The sequence below is a fragment of the Rhizobium sp. BK313 genome, from assembly GCF_014193655.1.
Taxonomy (GTDB): Bacteria; Pseudomonadota; Alphaproteobacteria; order Rhizobiales; family Rhizobiaceae; genus Rhizobium.
The window spans coordinates 235,616-255,493 of record NZ_JACHZQ010000008.1 but is presented as its reverse complement, the minus strand read 5'-3'; the positions used below and the strand labels follow the sequence as shown (position 1 = coordinate 255,493).

Sequence of the window (19,878 nt, the reverse complement as noted above, 5' to 3'; positions counted from 1 at the left end):
CCCGACCCCGTTCTAAAACTAACGGCAGTCGCGTTCTTCGAGGGTGTCTATAGTATCGGCAGTGACAAGCAAGCTAGATCGGCTCACTGCAAAAAGATTGCCCTTAGTCTGTCAACATCGACATTTCGGACATCGGCTGGCACTTCGCTCGCGGGATGAGCCCTAAACCACGCTGCCGCTTCCCGCACGCGATCACCATGCGGCGATGGATACGAGCCAAGGCGCAAGATCCACTCACGGACGGTCTCCCTCTCTATGCGTCCTCTTTCGTATCGGTCGCAGACGGATTCAGCTGACGCAATCAGGTCATTGATTTTCAACATGTCGCCGGCTCTCCCGGCCGCCTTCGCCTCTCAATGAGGGGTTTGTGGCAAATCACAAGATGCGATCGTGTTATCGCCACTCGCGGACGATTTCAGATTCAATTTCCATGGATCGCCATCGAAAAAGATGTGCTTCTCCATGAGCGAACTTTCGATGGTCTGGCAAAGCTCCCGAGCGTCCCCACCTTGCGTCCCAACCGAGACGGTGACCGTTTTCGCTTCTTCGGAGTACGTGCACGGAGAGAGCGAAATCGTGGTATCAATCGCTCGGCAAAGCGTCTGCGCGTTAGCGACTGCATCGGTATCAGCCATCACGTGCCCAGCGCTCATCGATACACACAAAGCCACGATCATCAATCGACCCATTCTCTCTGCTCCTTAGGCTCAAGCTTTGCGCCTGACACAAGCGCAAATATCCCAATTTCGCAACCGTGACAGGCCGTCGCGCCTCGTGGTCAAGACTTTGTCTTTGTCTTTGTCTTTGGCTCCGGATCCTCTTCGTTCCGGTAAGCGTCGCCGATTGCCTGGCCGTCGACTTCTCGGCCCCCTGCGGTATGACCGGCTCGCGTCTGCTGACCAAGAAGGATGCCAGGTTCGCCAAGAGCGACGATCTCAACACGTCCGTTGTCGGGATCGATATGACCCGCGTTGCACCGCCGAGAAGGTCGTTCCGACAGTCGTTCCAAACGCCCAGCTTATTCGGCTCTACAGCATGGTTGATCAGACCCCGGCACTGGGCCGCCGGTCGGATCGATGCGATGAGTTTTTGGAACGCTTGCACAGACGGTTGCGGCCGTTCCGTACCGTGGACAACGCATTCAAATTGGTGCGGACCTGGGCACGGAAAAGGTCTCTGACGGCACGACGATCTGGGTGCGTGTAGACAAATCGCCTGGCAATATTTTGGCTTTCGACAACCTTAAAGATCACCGGGACGGCGGCTGGCTGTTTGGTGATGACGACTGGAGGCGTCGGAGGCTTGTGATTGACGTGCCACCCGATGGCCGGCGCGGGGTTCTTATTGAAAGGAACAGGCACGGTTTGGTCTGCGGATTTTACTCTGACGTCAATCGGCGCGGATACAGGCCCGATCAGAGTTCAACCTTCAGCATGTCGCGCGAATCCCGGCGATGCAAAAGATTGGCTCGTTACGCTTCGGGAGGAGCCATTTATCCTCCGCTTCTTCTTCTTCTTCTCGTCCTTTGGATCAGTGAATTCGTAGAAGAATAAAATCGGCAGATCAAACCGTCGAACTAGCGTCAGTTCCCAATCCCTTCTCAAAAGTCGGGCAGATTCATCGCTTTCGATGTCCTAGCGCCAGTCCGGTACGGCTGGGAGCCTGCGTTCTCTCACCAACGGGCCACTGCGCGTTAGGGCGATAGACCGCGTTTCACATTCATACCCTTGACATCCCTCTCAGAGTACTAGAGAAATTCATTGTAGACCTGTATCTATTCAATATAGAACATTAAGCTGAGGTAATGGCCTGCGGAAATCCTGAGGAGTGATGACCGCCTTGGTGCCATGGGCCACATCTTGGGAGGAGCACACATGTTTATCGATCTAAGAAAGATCACGACTATAACCTGCACTCTGTTGGCTTCGGCCACGGCCAGCTGGGCGGGCCAGATCAATTGGTGGGTCACCGAGCCTGGTTACAAAAAGGCACAGGAGCTTGTTCAGAAATTCGAGCAGGCGAATCCCGGCATCACCGTGAAGCTGCAGTCAAACCCCTATGGCGGTTTGGAGGGCAAGACATTGATTGCGCTGAAATCGGGCAGCCCGCCGGATCTGATGGAGGTCCAGACATCCTGGGTGCCGTCCTACATCGCGACTGGCACACTGGAGCCGATTGGCGACACCATCGCCAAGACAACGCCGCTCGATCAGTTTGTTCCCGCCGCCATCAGCAGTGCGTCCGTCGACGGCAAGCTTTATGCGCTGCCGTTCCAGGCCGAAGCATTGGCGATGATCTATCGCAAGGATCTCTATCGCGCAGCAGGCCTCGACCCGGAAAAGCCGCCGCAGACCTGGGATGAGATGATCAAGGACGCGCAGGCACTCACCAAAGTCGAAGGCGCCAAGGCGCAGTATGGCTACGGTATTGCGGGCGGTGGCTCGGAAGGTCAGGGCAACACGCTCTATCGGTCGCTGCCCTATCTTTGGATGAACGGCGGCGGCATTCTTAGCGACGATGGCAAAACGGTCATCGTCAACAGCCCCGAATCCGTCAAGGCGGTGACCTTCTATACGGACATGTACACCAAATATAAGGTCTCGCCGCCGTCTACATTGGAAAACGGCGGGCTGGAGCTGCGCCGCCTGTTCATGTCCGGCGCGATTGCAAGCTATCAGGGCACGCCGACGGAAATCGAGCGCTTCCAGCAGGATGCGCCCAATCTCGACTATGGCGTGGCCATCATGCCGCATCCGGAAGGCAAGCAAACCTCGGCTCTTCTTGGCGGGTGGGGATTCATCGTTCCAGCAAAGCGAGCCAACAAGGATGATACGCTGAAACTGGTGCAGTTCCTGGCGACGGCGGAGAATGTCGGCTACTACACGCGCACCTTTCCGGCGGTCAATGCCGCGCTCGATTTGCCGCGCTTTGCCGATCCGCGCCTGAACGGCTTCAAGGAGATGTTGAAATATGGACAGCCGCAGCCCGCGGTTCCGGGCTGGCTGGAGATTACCAACATCTACTACAGGCACATTCAGGAAATTCTGATCGGCGATTCCACGCCGCAGGAAGCCATGGACGCGGCGGCCAAGGAAATCACCGCCGTCATCAAACGCTAGATCCGGCTTGATCGACCGGCGCCCGATCTCTCGGCGCCGGCACTCCATCTATTCTCACTAAGGTCAATCCGATGCGAGCAACCGCGCGTGGCCAAGGCCCGATAACCTTCATTCTGCCAGCTCTGCTGCTGCTGGCCATTTTCATCGTCTATCCGCTGGTATCGACCGTCTGGATGAGCTTTACAAACGACAGCGACCAGTTCGTCGGACTGGACAACTATCAGAGCGTCGTCGAAGCCGGGCGCACGGCGCGCGCCGTCAAGAATACGATCTATTTCGTCGGGGCCTCGATCGTCGTGCAGCTTCTGCTCGGCACGATCGCCGGCATCGTGCTGAACGAGAAGTTCAAGGGGCAGGCGATCGCCAGGTCGCTGACGCTCGTACCCTGGGTCGTGCCCGGCATCGTCGGCGCCATGACCTGGGCATGGATGTTCCACACCGATTATGGGGTCATCAATTACATCCTGCTCAGCACCGGCCTCATTTCGACCCCGGTGCGCTGGCTGTCGGACCCGAATATCGTTCTTCCATCGTTGATCGCCGTCAACGTCTGGAAGATGTTTCCGTTCGTCGCGATCATGGTGCTCGCGGGCCTGCAGGCCATTCCAAAGTCGCTTTATGAAGCGGCGCAGGTCGATGGCGCCAATTTCTGGCATGAGATTCGCTATATCACGCTGCCGCAATTGCGGCCGATGCTGATATCGATCACGCTGCTGCTCGTCATTGCCGGGGTCAATTCCATTACCATCATCTATTCGATGACGGGCGGCGGGCCTGCGGACCGATCGCTGATCACATCCATCCAGATCTTTGTCGAAGCCTTTCAGTTCTTCAATTTCCACACCGCCAGCGCGCTGTCGATCCTGTTCTTCCTCGTCTCGACGGCGATCATCGTCGTCTACATCGTCGCGGACAACAACAAACGCTCGGCCCAGGAGTAGGACATGTCAAAGAATCTGAATTGGGTCTATATCCCGCTGTTCCTGATCGTCGGCTTCGCGATCATACCGTTCCTGTGGATGGCACTATCCTCGTTCAAGACGCTGGCGGAACTCTACAGAATACCGGTGACCATCCTTCCGGATCAGCCGACGTTCGAAAATTACCACAAGATTTTGTACGAATCGAACGTACCGCGCTACTTCCTCAATTCCACGATCGTGTCGTTGGGGTCGACGGCGCTTGGCCTGGTTTTCGCCATTCCCGCCGCATACGCCTTTGCCCGCATGCGGTTTCGCGGCAGCGCCTTCTGGCAGGTCTGCGTCCTGGTCGCGCATCTGTTACCGTCGGCGACGCTGATCGTGCCGCTTTACATCATGCTCGGCTATTTCGGGCTGTTGAATACGCTGCTTGGCCTGACGCTGGTCTATACGGTCTTGACCTTGCCCTTGAGCATCTGGATGCTGACCTCCTATTTCCGGCACATTCCGGTCGAGCTCGAGGAGGCGGCGTTCATCGATGGCGCGTCGCGGTGGGGCATTCTGTTCCGCATCATGCTGCCATTGTCGCTGCCGGGCATCGTGGTCATCGTTCTCTATGCCTTCGTGGCGACGTGGAACGAATTCATCTTCGCGTTGACGTTCGCCAACGACACCAGCGTCAAGACGCTGCCGATCGGCCTCGCCGAATTTTCAACGGAATACAACACGGACTGGGGCGCGATCATGGCCGCCTCCGTCATCATGACACTGCCGATCGCGGCGATCTTCCTGCTGTTGCAGAGGGTCTTTGTCGGCGGGCTGATGTCGGGCGCAATGAAGGGATAGCGGCACGCCGGTAAGGGCGGGCACAGCTGGTGAGACCCAATTTCTGAGGAAGACACATGAAGATCACATCCATCACACCCTGGATCGTCGAAGCGAAGGGTACGTATTTCGGCGAGTTCATGTTCGTCGAGGTCAAGACCGATGAGGGCATCGTCGGATGGGGGGAGGTCACCACCTCGACCAAGTTGGCCAATCGATCGGTCGCCGGGGTTATCCGGCAATTGGAGGAGCTCCTGAAGGGAAGCGATCCGACGCAGATCGAAAGCATCTGGAACCGCTCCTTCCGCAACTTCACCTATATGGGCAGCCGCGGCGCCGCCTGCCTTGCCATCAGCGGCATCGACATCGCTCTGTGGGATATCCTCGGCAAATCCCTCAACCGGCCGATCTATGCATTGCTCGGAGGCAAGGTGCGCGACGATGTGCTGCTTTACACGCATCCGGATCAGACAAAGTTCACGGACCCCGGCGCTGTGAAGGAAGAAATCATGGGTATCGTCGAGTCGGGGCATACCGCTTTGAAATTCGACCCGTTCCCGCATCTGCGCGGCCTGCAAGTCCGCCGAAACGGCTATCTCGACGGCGAGTTGAGCCGTGAGGCCGAACGGATCGGCGCGGAACTGACAGCTCTCATCCGCGAAACGACGGGTCCCGAAATCGAAATCCTGATCGACGCACATGGGCGTTTCAATGTGCCCACAGCCGTGCGGCTATGCAACCGCCTCAAGGATGCCGGCCAGATCGATTGGTTCGAGGAACCCGTTCCGCCCGAAAGCTATCACGCGTTGCGGCAGGTTCGCGAGCAGATCGATGTTCCGATTGCGGTCGGCGAGCGCCTGCACACACGATGGGAATTCGTGCCGATCCTGGAAAACCAGCTGGCCGACTACATCATGCCCGATGTGACGTGGGCGGGCGGCATCAGCGAACTGAAGAAGATCGCGACGATGTGCGAGGCCTATTATGTCCCGGTCACGCCTCATGATGCCAGCGGCCCAATCAATGTCGTCGCTGGATCGCACGTTATGATCACGACGCCGAATTTCTATCGGGTCGAGACCAGCCTGCATGATCTTTCTTCCTATAACCGCTTCATCCAGGAGCCGCTGGACAATTCCGGCGGCAGCCTGAAGCTCACCGATAAACCCGGTCTGGGAATCGAGATGGATATGGATTTCCTGCGTGCGCATGCGCTCGATGGATACGGCGGCTAAAAGTGTTCGAGAACATCACGGACTGCTCCGGCGTTGCGGGTCGGAACAGTCCCATGTTTGCCGAACACGGCCGTTCAGGAGGAATGCCGTCTCAATTCTTTGGAAATGGCTTGGGCCGTCTTGATCAGGGATTGCCGCATGACGGTCAGGTCGGCGCGCGCATGCGTGCCGAGATAGGGAATCGATATCGCAGCGACGACGTTGCCATCGCCGTCGCGGATCGAAGTCGCCATCGCATGAATGCCTTCGCCATGCTCGCCGACGTCGACCGACCAGTCAGTGGCGCGGACTTCTTCGAGTTCCTCCCGCAGCTTGTCCGGATCTGTGATGGTTTTGGAGGTGAACGAGCGGAGCGGCCGCGACAATATTTTCTCGCGTTCCGCCTCCGGCATGTTGGCAAGCAGGATCTTGCTTGCCGCGCCGGAATGCAGAGGGATGGTGCGACCAGGCCGCACGGTGATCGCAAAATCCTGTGTGCTCTGGGCGCAGCAGACGACGAGCGCAAGCCCATTGTAGACGATCGATACTTTGACGGACTGTCCGATGTCCAGCGACAGGCGCTCAATCGGTCCGACCGCGATCTGCGCGATGTCGGTGCCGCGCGTATCCGTGACGTTGGCCGCGAAATTCATCAGCCGGGGCCCGAGAACATAGGCGCCGCTGGCGGCGCGTTTGACCACGTCGCGCGCTTCAAGCGTGTTGAGGATGCGATAGACGGTCGAGCGCGGCACGGAGAGGCGTTCGCAGAGATCCTTGATGACGATACCCGATTGGCGGAGCTCGATCAGCTCGAGGATGTCGAGCATGCGGTCGATGACCGGAATATGATTCTTGTCCTCTCTGGCAAGGCTGGAGGCGGAATTGGAATCGCTCTTTTGCGTCACACTCATGCAGTCATCCGGTTCTGTGTCGGAGTTTATTATCAAGATCGGCTTGAAAGTTGCAACCCTCCTTCGTTGCACCGCGCTAGCGCGTCGCGGCCAAGAATTGATGTTGACAGCTTCTGCTATCTGTTGTCCTATATGAACATAGCCTGATCAAATGAGAATAGGTAAATCGAATTTTTCGTAAATTTTCATGGCAGGCCACGACATGGCCAAATGGAGGAGAAATCATGTCTGACAATCCAGCCGGCACGTTCCGCATCATGCACACCATGATCCGTGTGGGCGATCTGGAGCGGTCCATCCGCTTCTACAGCGATAATTTCGGCATGCGGGAGGTAAGTCGCAGCGACGTACCGGAAGGCAAATACACGAACGTCTTCATTGGCTACGGCGACGAGGCCACCGATCCGATGATCGAGCTCACCTACAATTACGGCCGTGAATCCTATGAACGCGGGGACGGCTTCGGCCACGTCGCCATCGGCGTCCGCGACATCTATGCCGTCTGCGACAAGCTGAGGGCGGCGGGCATCAAGATTGTCCGCGAACCCGGTCCGCTCAAGTTCGGGAAAATTCATATCGCTTTCGTCGACGATCCCGATGGCTACCGCATCGAATTGATCGACCTGGATACGCGGGGCTGACGGGGCAGGCGCGGTAAGGGTGGCGCGGCGTGCCGGGCCCCCGACAGTGAAGCAGGGAGGGAATCGATGGGACGAGTAGCCATAGAGAGCGTTTACAAGAGATACGGCGCTCTTGAGGTCATCCACGGGTTGAATGTCGACATAGACGAGGGGGAGTTCGTCGTCCTTGTCGGACCCTCGGGGTGCGGCAAGTCGACATTGCTGCGCATGATCGCTGGCCTGGAGGAGATTTCAGGCGGGACGATCCGGATCGGCGAGAAGCTCGTCAACGATCTCGCGCCGAAGGATCGGGATATCTCCATGGTCTTTCAGAATTACGCGCTCTATCCGCACATGAGCGTCGAGCAGAATATGGGCTTTTCCCTCAAGCTGCGCGGCCGGCCGAATGAAGAGATCAGGAAACGTGTGAGGGAGGCAGCAAGCATTCTCGGCCTCGCCAATTTGCTGGATCGTTATCCGCGACAGCTCTCGGGCGGGCAGCGCCAACGCGTTGCAATGGGACGCGCCATCGTGCGCGATCCGCAAGTCTTCCTGTTCGACGAGCCGCTGTCCAATCTCGACGCCAAATTGCGCGTCCAGATGCGCGCCGAGGTCAAGAATCTGCATCATCGCCTCAAGACCACGACGGTATACGTGACGCACGACCAGATCGAAGCCATGACGATGGCGGACAAGATCGTGGTCATGCTCGATGGCAACATTCAGCAAATCGGCTCGCCGCTCGAGGTCTACGATCGGCCGAATACCCGCTTCGTGGCCGGGTTTATCGGTTCGCCGGCCATGAATTTCCTGCAGGGACGCATCAGCCCCGAAAACAGTCAGGAATTCGTGGCCGGAGACGGGACGAAGATTGCCGTTTCGCCTGCCAATGGTGCGGAGGCGGGACGGCCGATCGTACTCGGTATCCGCCCGGAACATATCGAACTCTGCGATGCGGCTGATCCCGGCGCCATTCCCGGCGCGATCGTGGTGGTGGAGCCGACCGGGTCGGAAACAATCGTTCAAGCCGAAACCGCCGGCGCTCCGATCACCGCGCTGGTGCGCGAGCGGATCCATATCGCCCCGGGCGCAAAGGTCGGTTTTCGCTTCAAGCGCCAACACATGCACCTTTTCGATGGCGCAAGCGACAACGGGCGGCGGTTCGGCGCTTGAGATTTTTGGCCCATGGGGGCGTTCGTGATTATCTGAAAGGTTTGGAAATGACGGAAGATCAACAGACGGCGATCGTTGAGGCGCTAAGGAAAGTCCCTACGGCGGCCATCACGGGACAGCTCCTGAAAAAACACGGACTGCGATATCAGGCGATCCGCGGTATCGTACCTCTTGACCAAGGCAATTGCAGTTTCGCCGGACCGGCATATACACTTCGCTACGTTCCTCAACGGGAGGATCTGAACACATCGACCGATCTTGGCTCGCCGGGCAGCGTCGTGCTTGCGGCCATGGAAGGAATTCCGGCCGGTGCGGTCCTCGTGCTCGACATGCAGAAGAACTCCGCTGTGGGAGCGCTCGGAGACGTGCTGGTATCGCAGTTGATCTATGCCGGCGTGGCGGGTCTTGTCGCCGATGGCGGCATGCGCGACGTCCAGCAGCTTCGCAAGCTGGGACTGCCGATCTATTGCTCCGGCCCGGCCGCGCCGCCATCGCCGGCCGGCCTGATGCCCGCCGACGTTCAAACCCTTATCGGCTGCGGCGGCGTTGCCGTTTTCCCAGGTGATTTCATTGTCGCCGATGAGGATGGCGTCGTGGTGCTGCCCGCCCACCTTGCCGCGGAAGTTGCCGAAAATGGCGCCAAGAAGGAACGTCAGGACAATTGGGTTCAGAAGCAGGTCGCCGCAGGCAGCGGCGTGCGCGGCTATTATCCCCCGAGCGACGAGACCTTAGCCCGCTACCAAAGCGAAGTGCCCGAAAGCGAACAGTGACAGGATGTAGGTTCATCCTTGCCGGCGGCAGAGGGTCGAACCGGAGACGACGGAGATAGACATGCGCAAGACGATCTTGGGCCGCACCGGGCTGAATGTCTCGGTTCTCGCGCTCGGAGGCCACGAATATCTGCCGAGCGGCAAATCCAGGGGCTTCAACGAGAACATGGCTTTGGCGGTGGCGCCCGGCCATATCGGTGAGGGTTATGGCGGCCCAAAGCGCGTCGCCCTGCTGAAGACGGCTTATGATCTCGGCATCAATCTGTTCGACGTCACGATCGATTCCGAGAAGGAAGCGCTTGGGCGCAACCTGCGCGACAATCCGCCGCCCTATGACATCGTGGTCCAGACCAGACCGGAGGGCATGTGCTACTCCTATGACAAGAACAATCGCAGCATGCTCGATCTCGGCAAGCTGCGCGCCGAGTTGCAGCGCGGCCTGAAGCTCATCCGCCGCGATGCCATCGATCTCTTGAATGTCGGGCTGCTGGCCTGGTCGATCGACAACGATCCCGAATATCTTCAAAAACTCGCCTACAATATCGGCGAGTTGAAGCGCGAGGGTCTTATCCGCTTCGCCGTTGCCGACTCTTTTTCCGGTGAACGTCTCTATCTCGCGATGATGGCTTGCGGCGCCTTCGATGCCGTGAACCTTGATCTCAGCATCGGCGATGCCACCTGCCTGGAAACTGTCGTCCCAAGAGCGCGCCAGCAAAATCTCGGCGTGACTGCGCGCGAGGTCTTCTTCAAGAGCGAGCTTTTCCGCATCGGCGCCGCCGCCGGCATCGAGGACCGTGGGCTTCTGGCGCGTGCCGCGTTGAAGTGGGTCGCCCAGCAGCAGCCGGATACAGTGCTGATGGGCGTCGACAATAGCGAACAGCTGATTGCGAACGCCAGATCCTACGACACGCCGATGAACGAGGAGGAAGTTCTCGTTCTCAGTGCCGTCCGTGCCCATCCGGACTTCGTGAAGTTCGAGACGGCGAAGCGTATCGAATTCTTCGAGCTCCCGGAAGATGAGACGGCGTGAGCTTCGATTTAACGAATTGAGGCATTCCGATGCCCGATTGTTGGCCGCTTGTTGCAGGCAGATAGGAAAAGAAGATGCGACTGATTCAATTTGAAACCGCCGATGGCTCTCGCGCCGTTGGGCTTGTCGACGGCGAGACCATCCGGCAGGTCAAGGTGTTTGCGACGACGCGCGAACTTGCCCTTGAGGCAATTGCGCGGAAGACGACGCTGGCATCGCTCGTGGGCCACTTGGGGACAGCGGAGCAACATTCTTACGCGACGCTGCTTTCCGAAGGCCGCGTCCTGCCGCCGCTCGATCATCCCCGCGCGACCAACTGCATGATCGCCGGCACCGGCCTCACGCATGTCGCTAGCGCTGCCGCGCGCGATCAGATGCACAAGAAGCTTTCCGATGACGGCGAGGCGAACCTCAGCGATTCCATGCGCATGTTCAAATGGGGCCTCGAGGGCGGCAAGCCTGAAAAGGGCAAGGCGGGCGCTCAGCCGGAATGGTTCTACAAGGGCGACGGGTCGATCGTGGTGCGCCCCGGTCAGCCCTATCCCGTTCCCGCCTTTGCCGATGACGAAGGCGAGGAACCGGAAATCGTCGGCCTCTACGTTATCGGGCCCGACGGCATGCCCTACCGGCTGGGATTTGCCATCGGCAACGAATGTACCGATCACGTCATGGAGAAGAAGAACTATCTCTACCTTCCCCATTCCAAACTTAGATATTGTTCCTTCGGGCCGGAGCTGCGCGTCGGCGAGCTGCCTTCCTCGCTTCTCGGCGAGGTGCGCATTCGCCGAAACGGCGAGGTGATCTGGAGCAAGGCCTTCCCGACCGGCGAGGACAATATGAGTCATTCCATCGCCAATCTCGAATATCACTACTTCAAGTACGATCAGTTCCTGCAGCCGGGCAATGTGCATGTCCAGTTCATGGGAACCTCCGTTGCGTCCTTTGGCGACGGCGTGAAGACGATGGATGGTGATGTCTTTGAAATGGAGATTCCGGAGTTCGGAAAGCCGTTGATCAACGGCACGTTCCGCAGGCCGGAAAAAGTGCGACCCAACGGCGTGGTTGCACTTTAGAGCATTCCGTTTTCAGGGGGCCAACGAAGCCATCTTGGACGTTCACTGAACGTGTGATCTCAGCAAAGGACGAGGGCGGGATGCGGCCGGTCATTGCTTGCAATATGGATGAATATCAGGTCGAGCGATTGCGTGCGCATGAGAGCAAACCGATCCTGCTGAACTATGCCGAGGCTCATTCGGTCTGGGACGTTCCCGCCGATGCGGAGATCCTGTTTACCTTCTTCAAAGGCTGGAATTCGGCCCCGGTGGAGCGCCCGCCAACTTGGCCCCGTAACTTGAAATGGGTTCAGGTGGGCGGTGCCGGGGTCGATGCCTTTCCGTCATGGTTCTTCGATGCGCCTTTGGTGACGACGGGCCGGGGGATCACGGCCGATGCGATCGCCGAATATGCGATTGCCGCGATTTTTGCGCATGAAAAGCAATTGTTCGACGGACTTCGGGTAAGTTCCGCCGAGCAATGGAAAAGTCGCACGCTCGGCCTGGTCTCGGGCAAGCGGCTCGGCATTCTCGGGCTGGGAGCGATCGGCGTGCAGACAGCCACCAAAGCACGCGCGCTTGGAATGGAGGTCGGTTTCGTGCGGCGCTCGTCGGGTATATCGAATTCGGCCGCCGGCCTTCGCCAGTTTGCATCGCTGCGGGAAATGGTCGCCGATGTCGATCATCTGTTGCTCGCTGTCCCGCTGACGCGGGAGACACGCCGCATCCTTGACCGCGATATATTGAGGAACGCAAAACCCGGCCTTCATGTCATCAATGTCTGCCGTGGCGAGGTCATCGATGACGATGCACTCCTAGAGGCACTTGACCAGAACCGGATCTCGGCGGCGACGCTGGATGTTACGTTCCCTGAACCGCTGCCGGAGGGACATGCTTTCTATCATCATCCGCGCATCCGCCTGACGCCGCATATATCCTACACATCCGAGGACACTGTCGAGCGCATGTCTGCGCGGCTGCTCGCAAATCTCGATCGCTATCTTGCCGGCGAACGATTGGACAATGCGGTGGACGCGGCCAGGGGCTATTGACGGCCGAAACTGTCCAATTTCAAAAAACGATCTTTCCGGGAGGTATCATGTTCAGTTCGAAAGTCGCGTTGGTGACGGGCGCAGGGGCAGGAATCGGGCGGGCCTGCGCGAGGCTGCTGGCCGCGCAAGGCGCGACGGTGCTTGCACTGGACCGCAACGAGGAGACGCTGGCGGGAACTTGCGAGGAGATTAGCCGCGCTGGCGGCAAAATCCGCTCCGCGACCGTCGACATCGCCGACTTTCAACAGGTTGCGGATGCGGTCTCGGCTCTGGTCGGCGAGGGTGGCCTGGACATCGTCATCGCCAATGCGGGGATCAATGGCGTATGGGCGCCGATCGATGATCTGCAGCCGCAGGAATGGTCGAAGACCATCGATGTAAACCTGACCGGCACCTACAATACGCTGCATACCACCGTTCCGCTGCTGAAAGCGGGGGGTGGCGGTTCGATCGTCATCATTTCGTCGATGAACGGAACCCGCATTTTCACAACCGCCGGCGCCACGGCCTATGTCGCGACCAAGGCCGCGCAATTCGCCATCGCGCAGCAGCTTGCCCTCGAACTGGCGAAGCATCGGATACGGGTTAACGCCGTCTGCCCTGGGCAGGTGACGACCTCCATCGGCGAGAGCACGCTGAAGCGCAACACGATCGAGGCCGCCATTCCAGTGCAATGGCCGGAAGGCGATATTCCGATCACTGGCGGCAAGCCGGGACAGGCAGAAGATGTCGCGGAAGCGGTGGTTTTCCTAGCCTCGGATCAGGCAAGGCATATTACCGGCACGCCCATCTGGGTCGACGGCGGTCAGTCACTGCTGCGCTGATCGATCGGTCTCTCAGAGCAATTCCAGGAAAAGTGAGCGGCGGTTTTCCGTTGGAATTGCGTGAAAACAAAGAGATAGAGCGGTTCAGCCTTTCCGTGAAAAGCTGAACCGTTCTAGAGACGTTCGCCGTTTTCGCCGAATAGCGATGCTTGCGATGCCTGGAAGAACACATCGATCGGCTGTCGCAAGGGCACTTCGAAGTCCGGCGCCGTACGCAGGGACATGGTGGTATCCGCCGCCGTTGCCCATAGCAGCTTATCCGACCCCATGGGTTCGACCAGATTGACGATGGCGGGCATGCTGACGCTCCTGTCGCTTTTCGACAGGGATATCTGCTCGGGGCGGATTCCAAGTGATGCCCGCGCGTCGGCGGTGGGGCGGCTTGCGAAGGCATAACCATCGAGATCCAGCGTCGGACCGCCTCGAACTTCGAAGCCGATCGAACGGCCTCTGGTCACGACCGTACCGTCGAAAAAATTCATCGCCGGCGAGCCGACGAATTCGGCGACGAAGCGATTGTTCGGCCGGCGATAGACGTCGTCGGGCGTATCGAACTGTTGGATGATGCCGCCATTCATGACTGCGATGCGGTCGGCAAGCGTCAGCGCCTCGATCTGGTCGTGTGTGACGAAGACCATGGTGGTCCCGAGCTCCTGATGGAGCCTTTTCAGCTCGACGCGCAATTCCGTTCTAAGCTTTGCATCCAAGTTCGACAGCGGTTCATCGAACAGGAACACGCCGACATCGCGCACGAGTGCGCGGCCGATGGCGACGCGCTGCCGTTGCCCGCCCGAAAGTTCCGAAGGACGGCGTTTGAGATAGGGTTCGATGCGCAGGATCTGGGCGGCCCGCGCGATGCGCTTCTCGATCTCGGCCTTGGCTACGCCCGCCATGCGTAGCCCGAACGACAGGTTTCCCTCTACCGTCATGCGCGGATAGAGCGCATAGGATTGGAAGACCATGCCGATGTTGCGATCGCTGGGTTCTTCCCAGGTGACGTTGCGCTCGCCGATCCAGATCTCGCCGTCCGCGACATCGATCAGGCCGGCGATCGCATTGAGCAGGGTGGATTTGCCGCAGCCCGACGGGCCGAGCAGGACGATGAACTCGCCGCTGTTGATTTCGAGATCGAGGCCCTGAAGCACCTGGAATGCCTCGAAGCGAATTTCGATGTCGCGGATGGAGATGCTGGCCATGTCTACCCTTTCACGGCGCCCGCAGCGATCCCGCGCACGAACCAGCGGCCCGACACCATATAGATCACCAACGGGACGATTGCCGTCAGGATGGTTGCCGCCATGCTGACGTTGTATTCGATTTCGGCGCCGGACGGCGCGACGATATTGATGAGCTGCACCGTCATCGGACGGTTCTGCAGGCCGCCGAAGACCAGACCCAGTACATAGTCGTTCCAGATGCCGGTGACCTGAAGGATGGAGGCGACCACCAGCATCGGAGCGGACATCGGCAGGATGAGATAGATGAAGATCTGGAAGAAGCCGCCGCCGTCGACACGCGCGGCCTTGAAGATTTCCTGCGGCAGGCTGCTGTAGAAATTGCGGAACACCAGCGTCATGACCGGCAGGCCGAACAGGACGTGGGAAAAGACCAGCGCGAACATCGTACTGTTCATATGCAGCAGCGAATAGGCCCGAACCAATGGATAGAGGAAGATCTGATACGGCACGAACGCACCGAAGAGCAGCACCGCAAACAGAAGATTGGCATGGCGGGCTCGCCAGAAGGACAGCGCATAGCCGGTGATGGCGCCGACTAGGATCGAACATATGGCGCTCGGGATCAGGATGCGCACGGAGTTCCAGAAGCCGACGCTGATGCCATCGCATTCCAGGCCGGTACAGGCGGTCGCCCAGGCCTTGATCCATGGCGCGATGGTCCAGACCTGGGGCGGCGAGAAGACTTCGCCCAACCGGACTTCGTCCATCGACTTGAAGGACGTTACCAGCATGACATAAAACGGCAGGACAAAGAACGCCGATGCCATGATGAGAAACACGTAGAAACCCGCGTTGCCGACGGAGAAGCGCCTTGGCTTTTTTCCGCGTGGCCGTACAGGGGATTTTTCGCCCGATGTCTGCGAGAGTTTTGCGCTGGTGTCCATTTGCGTCAGCTCCGCGCCCGGGACGGTCGAAAATATTCGTGGTAGAGCCACGGCGCGAGAACACTTAGGACGGTAATGAGCAACACGGTCGCCGCTGCCGTCGCCAATCCGATGTTCTGGCGAATGAAGAGATTGTCCATGACGAACTTTGCCGGGACTTCCGACGATATGCCGGGGCCGCCGCCGGTCAGGACTACGACCAGGTCATAGAGCTTGACGACGCCAAGCGAGAGCAGCACTACAGCGGTGATGATATTCGGCCGCAGCAGCGGGATGACGATGTGCACGTAGACGCGCCAGGTCTTGATGCCGTCGACGCGGGCGGCCTTCCAGAGATCGGGATCTACCCCGCGCAGGCCCGCCAGCATGATCGCCATCACCAGGCCGGCGGCATGCCACACGGCGGCGAGCACAACGCAATAGATCGCGGTGTTGTTGTTGACGATCCAGTCGAAACGAAAACTCGTCCAGCCCCAGCTCCGCACGGCATGCTGAATGCCGAGCTCGGGATTGAGGATCCATTGCCAGGTGAAGCCGGTGACGATGAAGGACATCGAATAGGGGTACAGAAGGATGACCCGAAAAATGCCCTCGCCACGCAGATGCTTATCGAGCGCGATGGCGAGCAGCAGCCCGATAGCAAGGGAGATCACGATCATCAAGCAGCCGAAGATGACCATGTTCTCAAGCGAGGTGATCCAGCGTTCGGTGCCGAAGAGACGGACGTACTGATCGAAGCCCGCGAAGCGGGCCACGGGCAACATCTTTGATTCCGTGAAGGAAATCCCGATGGTCCAGACCATGGTTCCGATATAGCCGAAGAGGGCGATCACAGTTGCCGGCAAGAGGCCGACATAGAGGCTCCACTGGATTCGGCGTCGCGTCAGGGCGGCGGCTGGGGTCACGAAGGTTCTCGCTGGTTTGAGAGGGGCGGGCGGGCACGGAGTCTTTCCTGGGTCCGTGCCCGCCTGAGCGTCACTCTTTGAACTTCGCGACCACGGCCGCGTATTTGTCCGCGAACTGTTCCGGGGTCATCGTCTTGCTCGCCCAGAATTCGACATTCACGTCTTCAAGCGAGTTGAGCATGTCCGGCGTCGCCAGCCAATCCGGTCCCGGCAGCTGCTTCTTCGGGTCCTGCAACACTTTGATGCCGATCTGCGCGCAGGCGTCCAGCGTGCTTGGATCGATATCGGTGCGGACGGGCAGGTTGCCCTTCTTGTTGTTGAATGCGATCTGAACATCCTTGGAGAGCAGCATTTTCGCCAGGATGTCCTGAGCCTTTTCCGTATCCGGATTTTGGGTTACCGGCATGACGAAGACGTTGCTGTCAGTGAGGAATGTCTGGTCGCCCATGCCGACGACGCAGCCGTAATCTTTGCCGGCGGTGAGGCCGGCGACATTGAATTCGCCCTTTTCCCAGTCGCCCATGATGTGCATACCCGCCGTTCCGCGAATGATCATGGCGGCGGCTTCATTGAAGCTGCGGTTGGGGCTGCCCGGATCGATATAGTCTCGCAGGCGGCTGAAGGTCTTTGCGGCGTTGAGGAAGGCCGGCGACTTGACGGCGTCGGCGTCCTTGTCGCGCATGATCTTCAGATACACGTCCTGACCGCCGGCGCCGACAAGAACGCCGTTAAAGAGCTGGTTGATCCATGGCGGCTGTGCGCCGACCGCGAGCGGGATCACACCCGCCTGTTTCAGCTTGTCGGCATCGGCGAAAAACTGATCCCAGGTGGTAGGCTCGGTGAGGCCGTTCTTCTGGAAGATGGCCTTGTTGTACCAAAGCCAATTGGGTGTCTGCAGGCCGACTGGGACGGCATAGATGTGTCCGTTCCGGCTCACAGCGTCAAGCACATCGGCCGGCAGCACCTTCCGCCATCCCTCGGCGTCGGCTATGGCATCGAGATTGCGGAGCAAGCCCTGGTCGACGAGTTCGTCGAACTGCTTGCCAGCGTTCATCTGCATCATTGTCGGCGGATCGCCGGAGACGACGCGATTGATGCCGATCGATCTTGCCTGCTCCGGATTGGCGATGGCGTTATCAACCCATTCGCCGCCGGCCTTGGCATAGGCATCGGCTAGCACCCTGACACCAGCCGCCTGGCCGCCGGATGTCCACCAATGCAGGACCTCGGCCTTCAACCCCGCTGCATGCGTATTTGTCGCGATCAGAGCAGCAAATGAAAAAGCAGCAACAGCCACTTTGAGACCTTGTTTCATAATTCTCCTCCCAGAGTCGAAACAGCATCAGTACCTATTATCAGTTATAAAACTATTCCTATTTGAATAGAGCCTGTGAGCATTTGATCATAGTTGGAAGTTTTCGGTGCTGTCAAGTTGGCGTCTGCGGCACAATCGTGTTGATCAACGTGACCAGGTTGAAGGTTCCCACAAGGTCAATGGCGCGGGCGAATTTCTCGGGTGTGAAGGTCAGTGGGGCCAGAGCGGCGTATCCGCCACAACTTCCACCCATGATCGCAATTCTGGAAGGGCCGGCTATGCCTTTGGAGATTGCGGACGCACTTCCAGAAGCTCCCGCCCGAACAGGTCGCGTTGCGGTCACAGGATGAGGAATTCCCGAAACACCTGTCGGAATGCGGCTTGGTTCACACGGTGGAAAGCGGCGATCGTGCGGAAGTCCGGCTTCCGATGCCGCAGCAGCCAGATCACCTCGATGTTGCGATGTGTTTCCGCTTCCAGCCTGCTTCTCAATCGCACGCGGTTGATGCAACCGTAGATGTAAAGCTTCAGGAGGTCGGCCGGATGCGCCTCGGAGGAAGGCTGATTCTGTCCCGGCGTCCAAGTGAGGATGTTGCCCTTGCTGTGCTTGGCACCAGGGCTCTACTTTCCAAGGGGCGCTGGTGACTGCATGTGTAAGGGTTGGCGAGCGCGAAATACATAGATGGAACTCAAGGCCAGTTGTCTGTCTCTCCCCTTTCGACCTGAGGCCTATCCAGGGCCTCCAGGAAACGCCGGGTGTACTCACGACGATCCATCCGACCGTCGCCCTGCCGACCGACGTTTCCGATTTCTGGGGATTTGCCCGGAAATTCGGCGAAGCGATCAAAGTGTCACGGACTATCGAAGCCGCAAGAGCGGGTGCGGTAGCCGTGGCGCATGCGATGGCTGCCGAGCGGGACGCGGCAACTATGCGCCGTTAGTAGACATCGCTTGTCGGCTCAATGGGAAATGCGGACGAGCAGCTTTCCGAAGTTGCTGCCCGAAAGCATTCCTATGAATGCATCTGGGGCGTTTTCGAGGCCGTCAACAATGTCTTCGCGATACTTTATCTGGGCCGAAGCGACGAGCGGACCGATCTCCTGTTGAAAAGCTTCGTAATAACGTTCGACGAATTCGGTGTTGATGAACCCCCTCAAGAGAAGGCTCCGGCGGAGGATCGCCGACATCGTGGCAGGGAGCCGATCCTGCTCGCCTTTGCCCGGATCGTTGTATTGGGCGATAAGTCCGCAGACAGGTACGCGGGCGTATTGGTTCAGCAGCGGAAACACCGCATCCCAGACATGGCCGCCGACATTTTCGAAGTAGACGTCAACGCCATCGGGGCAGGCTCTGGAAAGCTCAGATACGAAATCGGCTGAGCGGTGATCGACCACGGCGTCGAAGCGCAGCGCGTCTTTTACATAGTCGCATTTGTCCTTGCCTCCAGCGATGCCCACCGCGCGTGCGCCGGCCCGCATTGCAAGTTGGCCGACGAGTGATCCGACAGGTCCGGAAGCGGCGGCAACGACCACCGTTTCGCTGGCTCTCGGCTGGCCGATGACCTTCATTCCGCCATATGCCGTGAATCCGGGCATGCCAAGGACGCCGAGCGCAGTGGAAATGGGGGCGCCGTAAGTGTTCACGTGCCGAACGCGCTTGGCGTCCATGACCGCGTGAGTGCACCATCCCGTCATTGCACGAACGATATCACCCGGTTTGAATTCCGGGCTCCCGGACTGCGTGACTTCGCAGACAGTCTCGCCTTCCATGATGCCGCCGACGGGAACCGGCTTGGCATAGGATTTGGCGTCGCTCATGCGACCGCGCATATAGGGATCGAGCGAGAGATAGAGAACACGAAGCAAGACTTCGCCCTCATGTGGCTCGTTGATCTCGATCGCCTCGGTCCGAAAATGCTCGGGCCCTGGTGCGCCTGTCGGCCGACTGGCTAGGACGATTGCTGACGATCTCATCGCGGGTTCCTTTCACTGTGGTAAGCGGCCATGTCCGGGGGATGGCTGAGCTG

20 protein-coding genes and 1 pseudogene are annotated in these 19,878 nt (G+C 58.9%); 11 read left to right on the top strand and 10 right to left on the bottom strand.

The window, feature by feature from the left end; all coding sequences use genetic code 11:
• Positions 1 to 353: 353 nt before the first annotated feature.
• Complete coding sequence (locus FHT86_RS31625; protein ID WP_133710788.1) at positions 354 to 689, bottom strand: hypothetical protein; 336 nt, start codon at positions 687 to 689, stop codon at positions 354 to 356.
• Between the two features lie 757 nt (positions 690 to 1,446).
• Positions 1,447 to 1,547: pseudogene (locus FHT86_RS38275) on the bottom strand (SOS response-associated peptidase); the annotation flags it as partial.
• Positions 1,548 to 1,874: 327 nt separating this feature from the next.
• Here FHT86_RS38275 and FHT86_RS31620 point away from each other — a divergent pair.
• From FHT86_RS31620 to FHT86_RS31605, 4 genes are all read left to right on the top strand, one after another.
• Complete coding sequence (locus FHT86_RS31620; protein WP_166656970.1) at positions 1,875 to 3,119, top strand: ABC transporter substrate-binding protein; 1,245 nt, start codon at positions 1,875 to 1,877, stop codon at positions 3,117 to 3,119.
• Between the two features lie 71 nt (positions 3,120 to 3,190).
• Positions 3,191 to 4,060, top strand: coding sequence for a carbohydrate ABC transporter permease (locus tag FHT86_RS31615; protein ID WP_133710790.1), 870 nt, complete (start codon positions 3,191 to 3,193; stop codon positions 4,058 to 4,060).
• 3 nt (positions 4,061 to 4,063) lie between these two features.
• Positions 4,064 to 4,885, top strand: a complete 822-nt coding sequence (locus FHT86_RS31610) for a carbohydrate ABC transporter permease (RefSeq protein ID WP_133710791.1) — start codon at positions 4,064 to 4,066, stop codon at positions 4,883 to 4,885.
• Between the two features lie 56 nt (positions 4,886 to 4,941).
• Complete coding sequence (locus tag FHT86_RS31605) at positions 4,942 to 6,099, top strand: mandelate racemase/muconate lactonizing enzyme family protein (protein WP_133710792.1); 1,158 nt, start codon at positions 4,942 to 4,944, stop codon at positions 6,097 to 6,099.
• A 74-nt stretch (positions 6,100 to 6,173) separates the two neighbouring features.
• Here FHT86_RS31605 and FHT86_RS31600 read toward each other — a convergent pair whose 3' ends face one another.
• Positions 6,174 to 6,989 (bottom strand): IclR family transcriptional regulator, encoded by an 816-nt coding sequence (locus FHT86_RS31600; RefSeq protein ID WP_133710793.1) that lies wholly within the window; start codon positions 6,987 to 6,989, stop codon positions 6,174 to 6,176.
• A 224-nt stretch (positions 6,990 to 7,213) separates the two neighbouring features.
• Between FHT86_RS31600 and gloA the strand changes: the two genes are divergently transcribed.
• From gloA to FHT86_RS31565, 7 genes are all read left to right on the top strand, one after another.
• The gene (gene gloA, locus FHT86_RS31595) at positions 7,214 to 7,630 is read left to right on the top strand and encodes a lactoylglutathione lyase (protein ID WP_133710794.1); all 417 of its coding nucleotides are present in this window, start codon (positions 7,214 to 7,216) and stop codon (positions 7,628 to 7,630) included.
• Between the two features lie 66 nt (positions 7,631 to 7,696).
• A complete protein-coding gene (locus FHT86_RS31590) occupies positions 7,697 to 8,782 on the top strand; it encodes an ABC transporter ATP-binding protein (protein WP_133710795.1) in 1,086 nt (361 codons plus the stop codon).
• A gap of 47 nt (positions 8,783 to 8,829) precedes the next feature.
• Positions 8,830 to 9,552, top strand: a complete 723-nt coding sequence (locus FHT86_RS31585) for a ribonuclease activity regulator RraA (protein ID WP_133710796.1) — start codon at positions 8,830 to 8,832, stop codon at positions 9,550 to 9,552.
• Positions 9,553 to 9,613: 61 nt separating this feature from the next.
• Positions 9,614 to 10,582, top strand: a complete 969-nt coding sequence (locus tag FHT86_RS31580; RefSeq protein ID WP_133710797.1) for an aldo/keto reductase — start codon at positions 9,614 to 9,616, stop codon at positions 10,580 to 10,582.
• A 74-nt stretch (positions 10,583 to 10,656) separates the two neighbouring features.
• On the top strand, positions 10,657 to 11,655 hold the full coding sequence (gene araD1, locus FHT86_RS31575; RefSeq protein ID WP_133710798.1) for an AraD1 family protein: 999 nt from the start codon (positions 10,657 to 10,659) through the stop codon (positions 11,653 to 11,655).
• Between the two features lie 80 nt (positions 11,656 to 11,735).
• On the top strand, positions 11,736 to 12,686 hold the full coding sequence (locus FHT86_RS31570) for an NAD(P)-dependent oxidoreductase (protein ID WP_133710799.1): 951 nt from the start codon (positions 11,736 to 11,738) through the stop codon (positions 12,684 to 12,686).
• A gap of 44 nt (positions 12,687 to 12,730) precedes the next feature.
• Positions 12,731 to 13,510 (top strand): SDR family oxidoreductase, encoded by a 780-nt coding sequence (locus FHT86_RS31565; protein WP_409527637.1) that lies wholly within the window; start codon positions 12,731 to 12,733, stop codon positions 13,508 to 13,510.
• A gap of 113 nt (positions 13,511 to 13,623) precedes the next feature.
• Here FHT86_RS31565 and FHT86_RS31560 read toward each other — a convergent pair whose 3' ends face one another.
• The 7 genes from FHT86_RS31560 to FHT86_RS31525 form a co-directional block, all read right to left on the bottom strand.
• Entirely contained in the window at positions 13,624 to 14,706 is a 1,083-nt protein-coding gene (locus tag FHT86_RS31560; protein WP_133710801.1) for an ABC transporter ATP-binding protein, read from the bottom strand.
• A 2-nt stretch (positions 14,707 to 14,708) separates the two neighbouring features.
• Positions 14,709 to 15,632, bottom strand: a complete 924-nt coding sequence (locus FHT86_RS31555) for a carbohydrate ABC transporter permease (RefSeq protein ID WP_133710802.1) — start codon at positions 15,630 to 15,632, stop codon at positions 14,709 to 14,711.
• Positions 15,633 to 15,637: 5 nt separating this feature from the next.
• A complete protein-coding gene (locus tag FHT86_RS31550; RefSeq protein ID WP_312862593.1) occupies positions 15,638 to 16,537 on the bottom strand; it encodes a carbohydrate ABC transporter permease in 900 nt (299 codons plus the stop codon).
• A 70-nt stretch (positions 16,538 to 16,607) separates the two neighbouring features.
• Complete coding sequence (locus FHT86_RS31545) at positions 16,608 to 17,852, bottom strand: ABC transporter substrate-binding protein (protein ID WP_133710803.1); 1,245 nt, start codon at positions 17,850 to 17,852, stop codon at positions 16,608 to 16,610.
• A gap of 112 nt (positions 17,853 to 17,964) precedes the next feature.
• Positions 17,965 to 18,195 (bottom strand): prolyl oligopeptidase family serine peptidase, encoded by a 231-nt coding sequence (locus FHT86_RS38525; protein ID WP_312862592.1) that lies wholly within the window; start codon positions 18,193 to 18,195, stop codon positions 17,965 to 17,967.
• Positions 18,192 to 18,443 (bottom strand): transposase, encoded by a 252-nt coding sequence (locus FHT86_RS31535; RefSeq protein WP_409527636.1) that lies wholly within the window; start codon positions 18,441 to 18,443, stop codon positions 18,192 to 18,194. The genes FHT86_RS38525 and FHT86_RS31535 overlap by 4 nt, the downstream gene beginning before the upstream one ends.
• 368 nt (positions 18,444 to 18,811) lie before the next feature.
• On the bottom strand, positions 18,812 to 19,825 hold the full coding sequence (locus FHT86_RS31525) for an NADP-dependent oxidoreductase (protein ID WP_133710805.1): 1,014 nt from the start codon (positions 19,823 to 19,825) through the stop codon (positions 18,812 to 18,814).
• Positions 19,826 to 19,878: the final 53 nt, after the last annotated feature.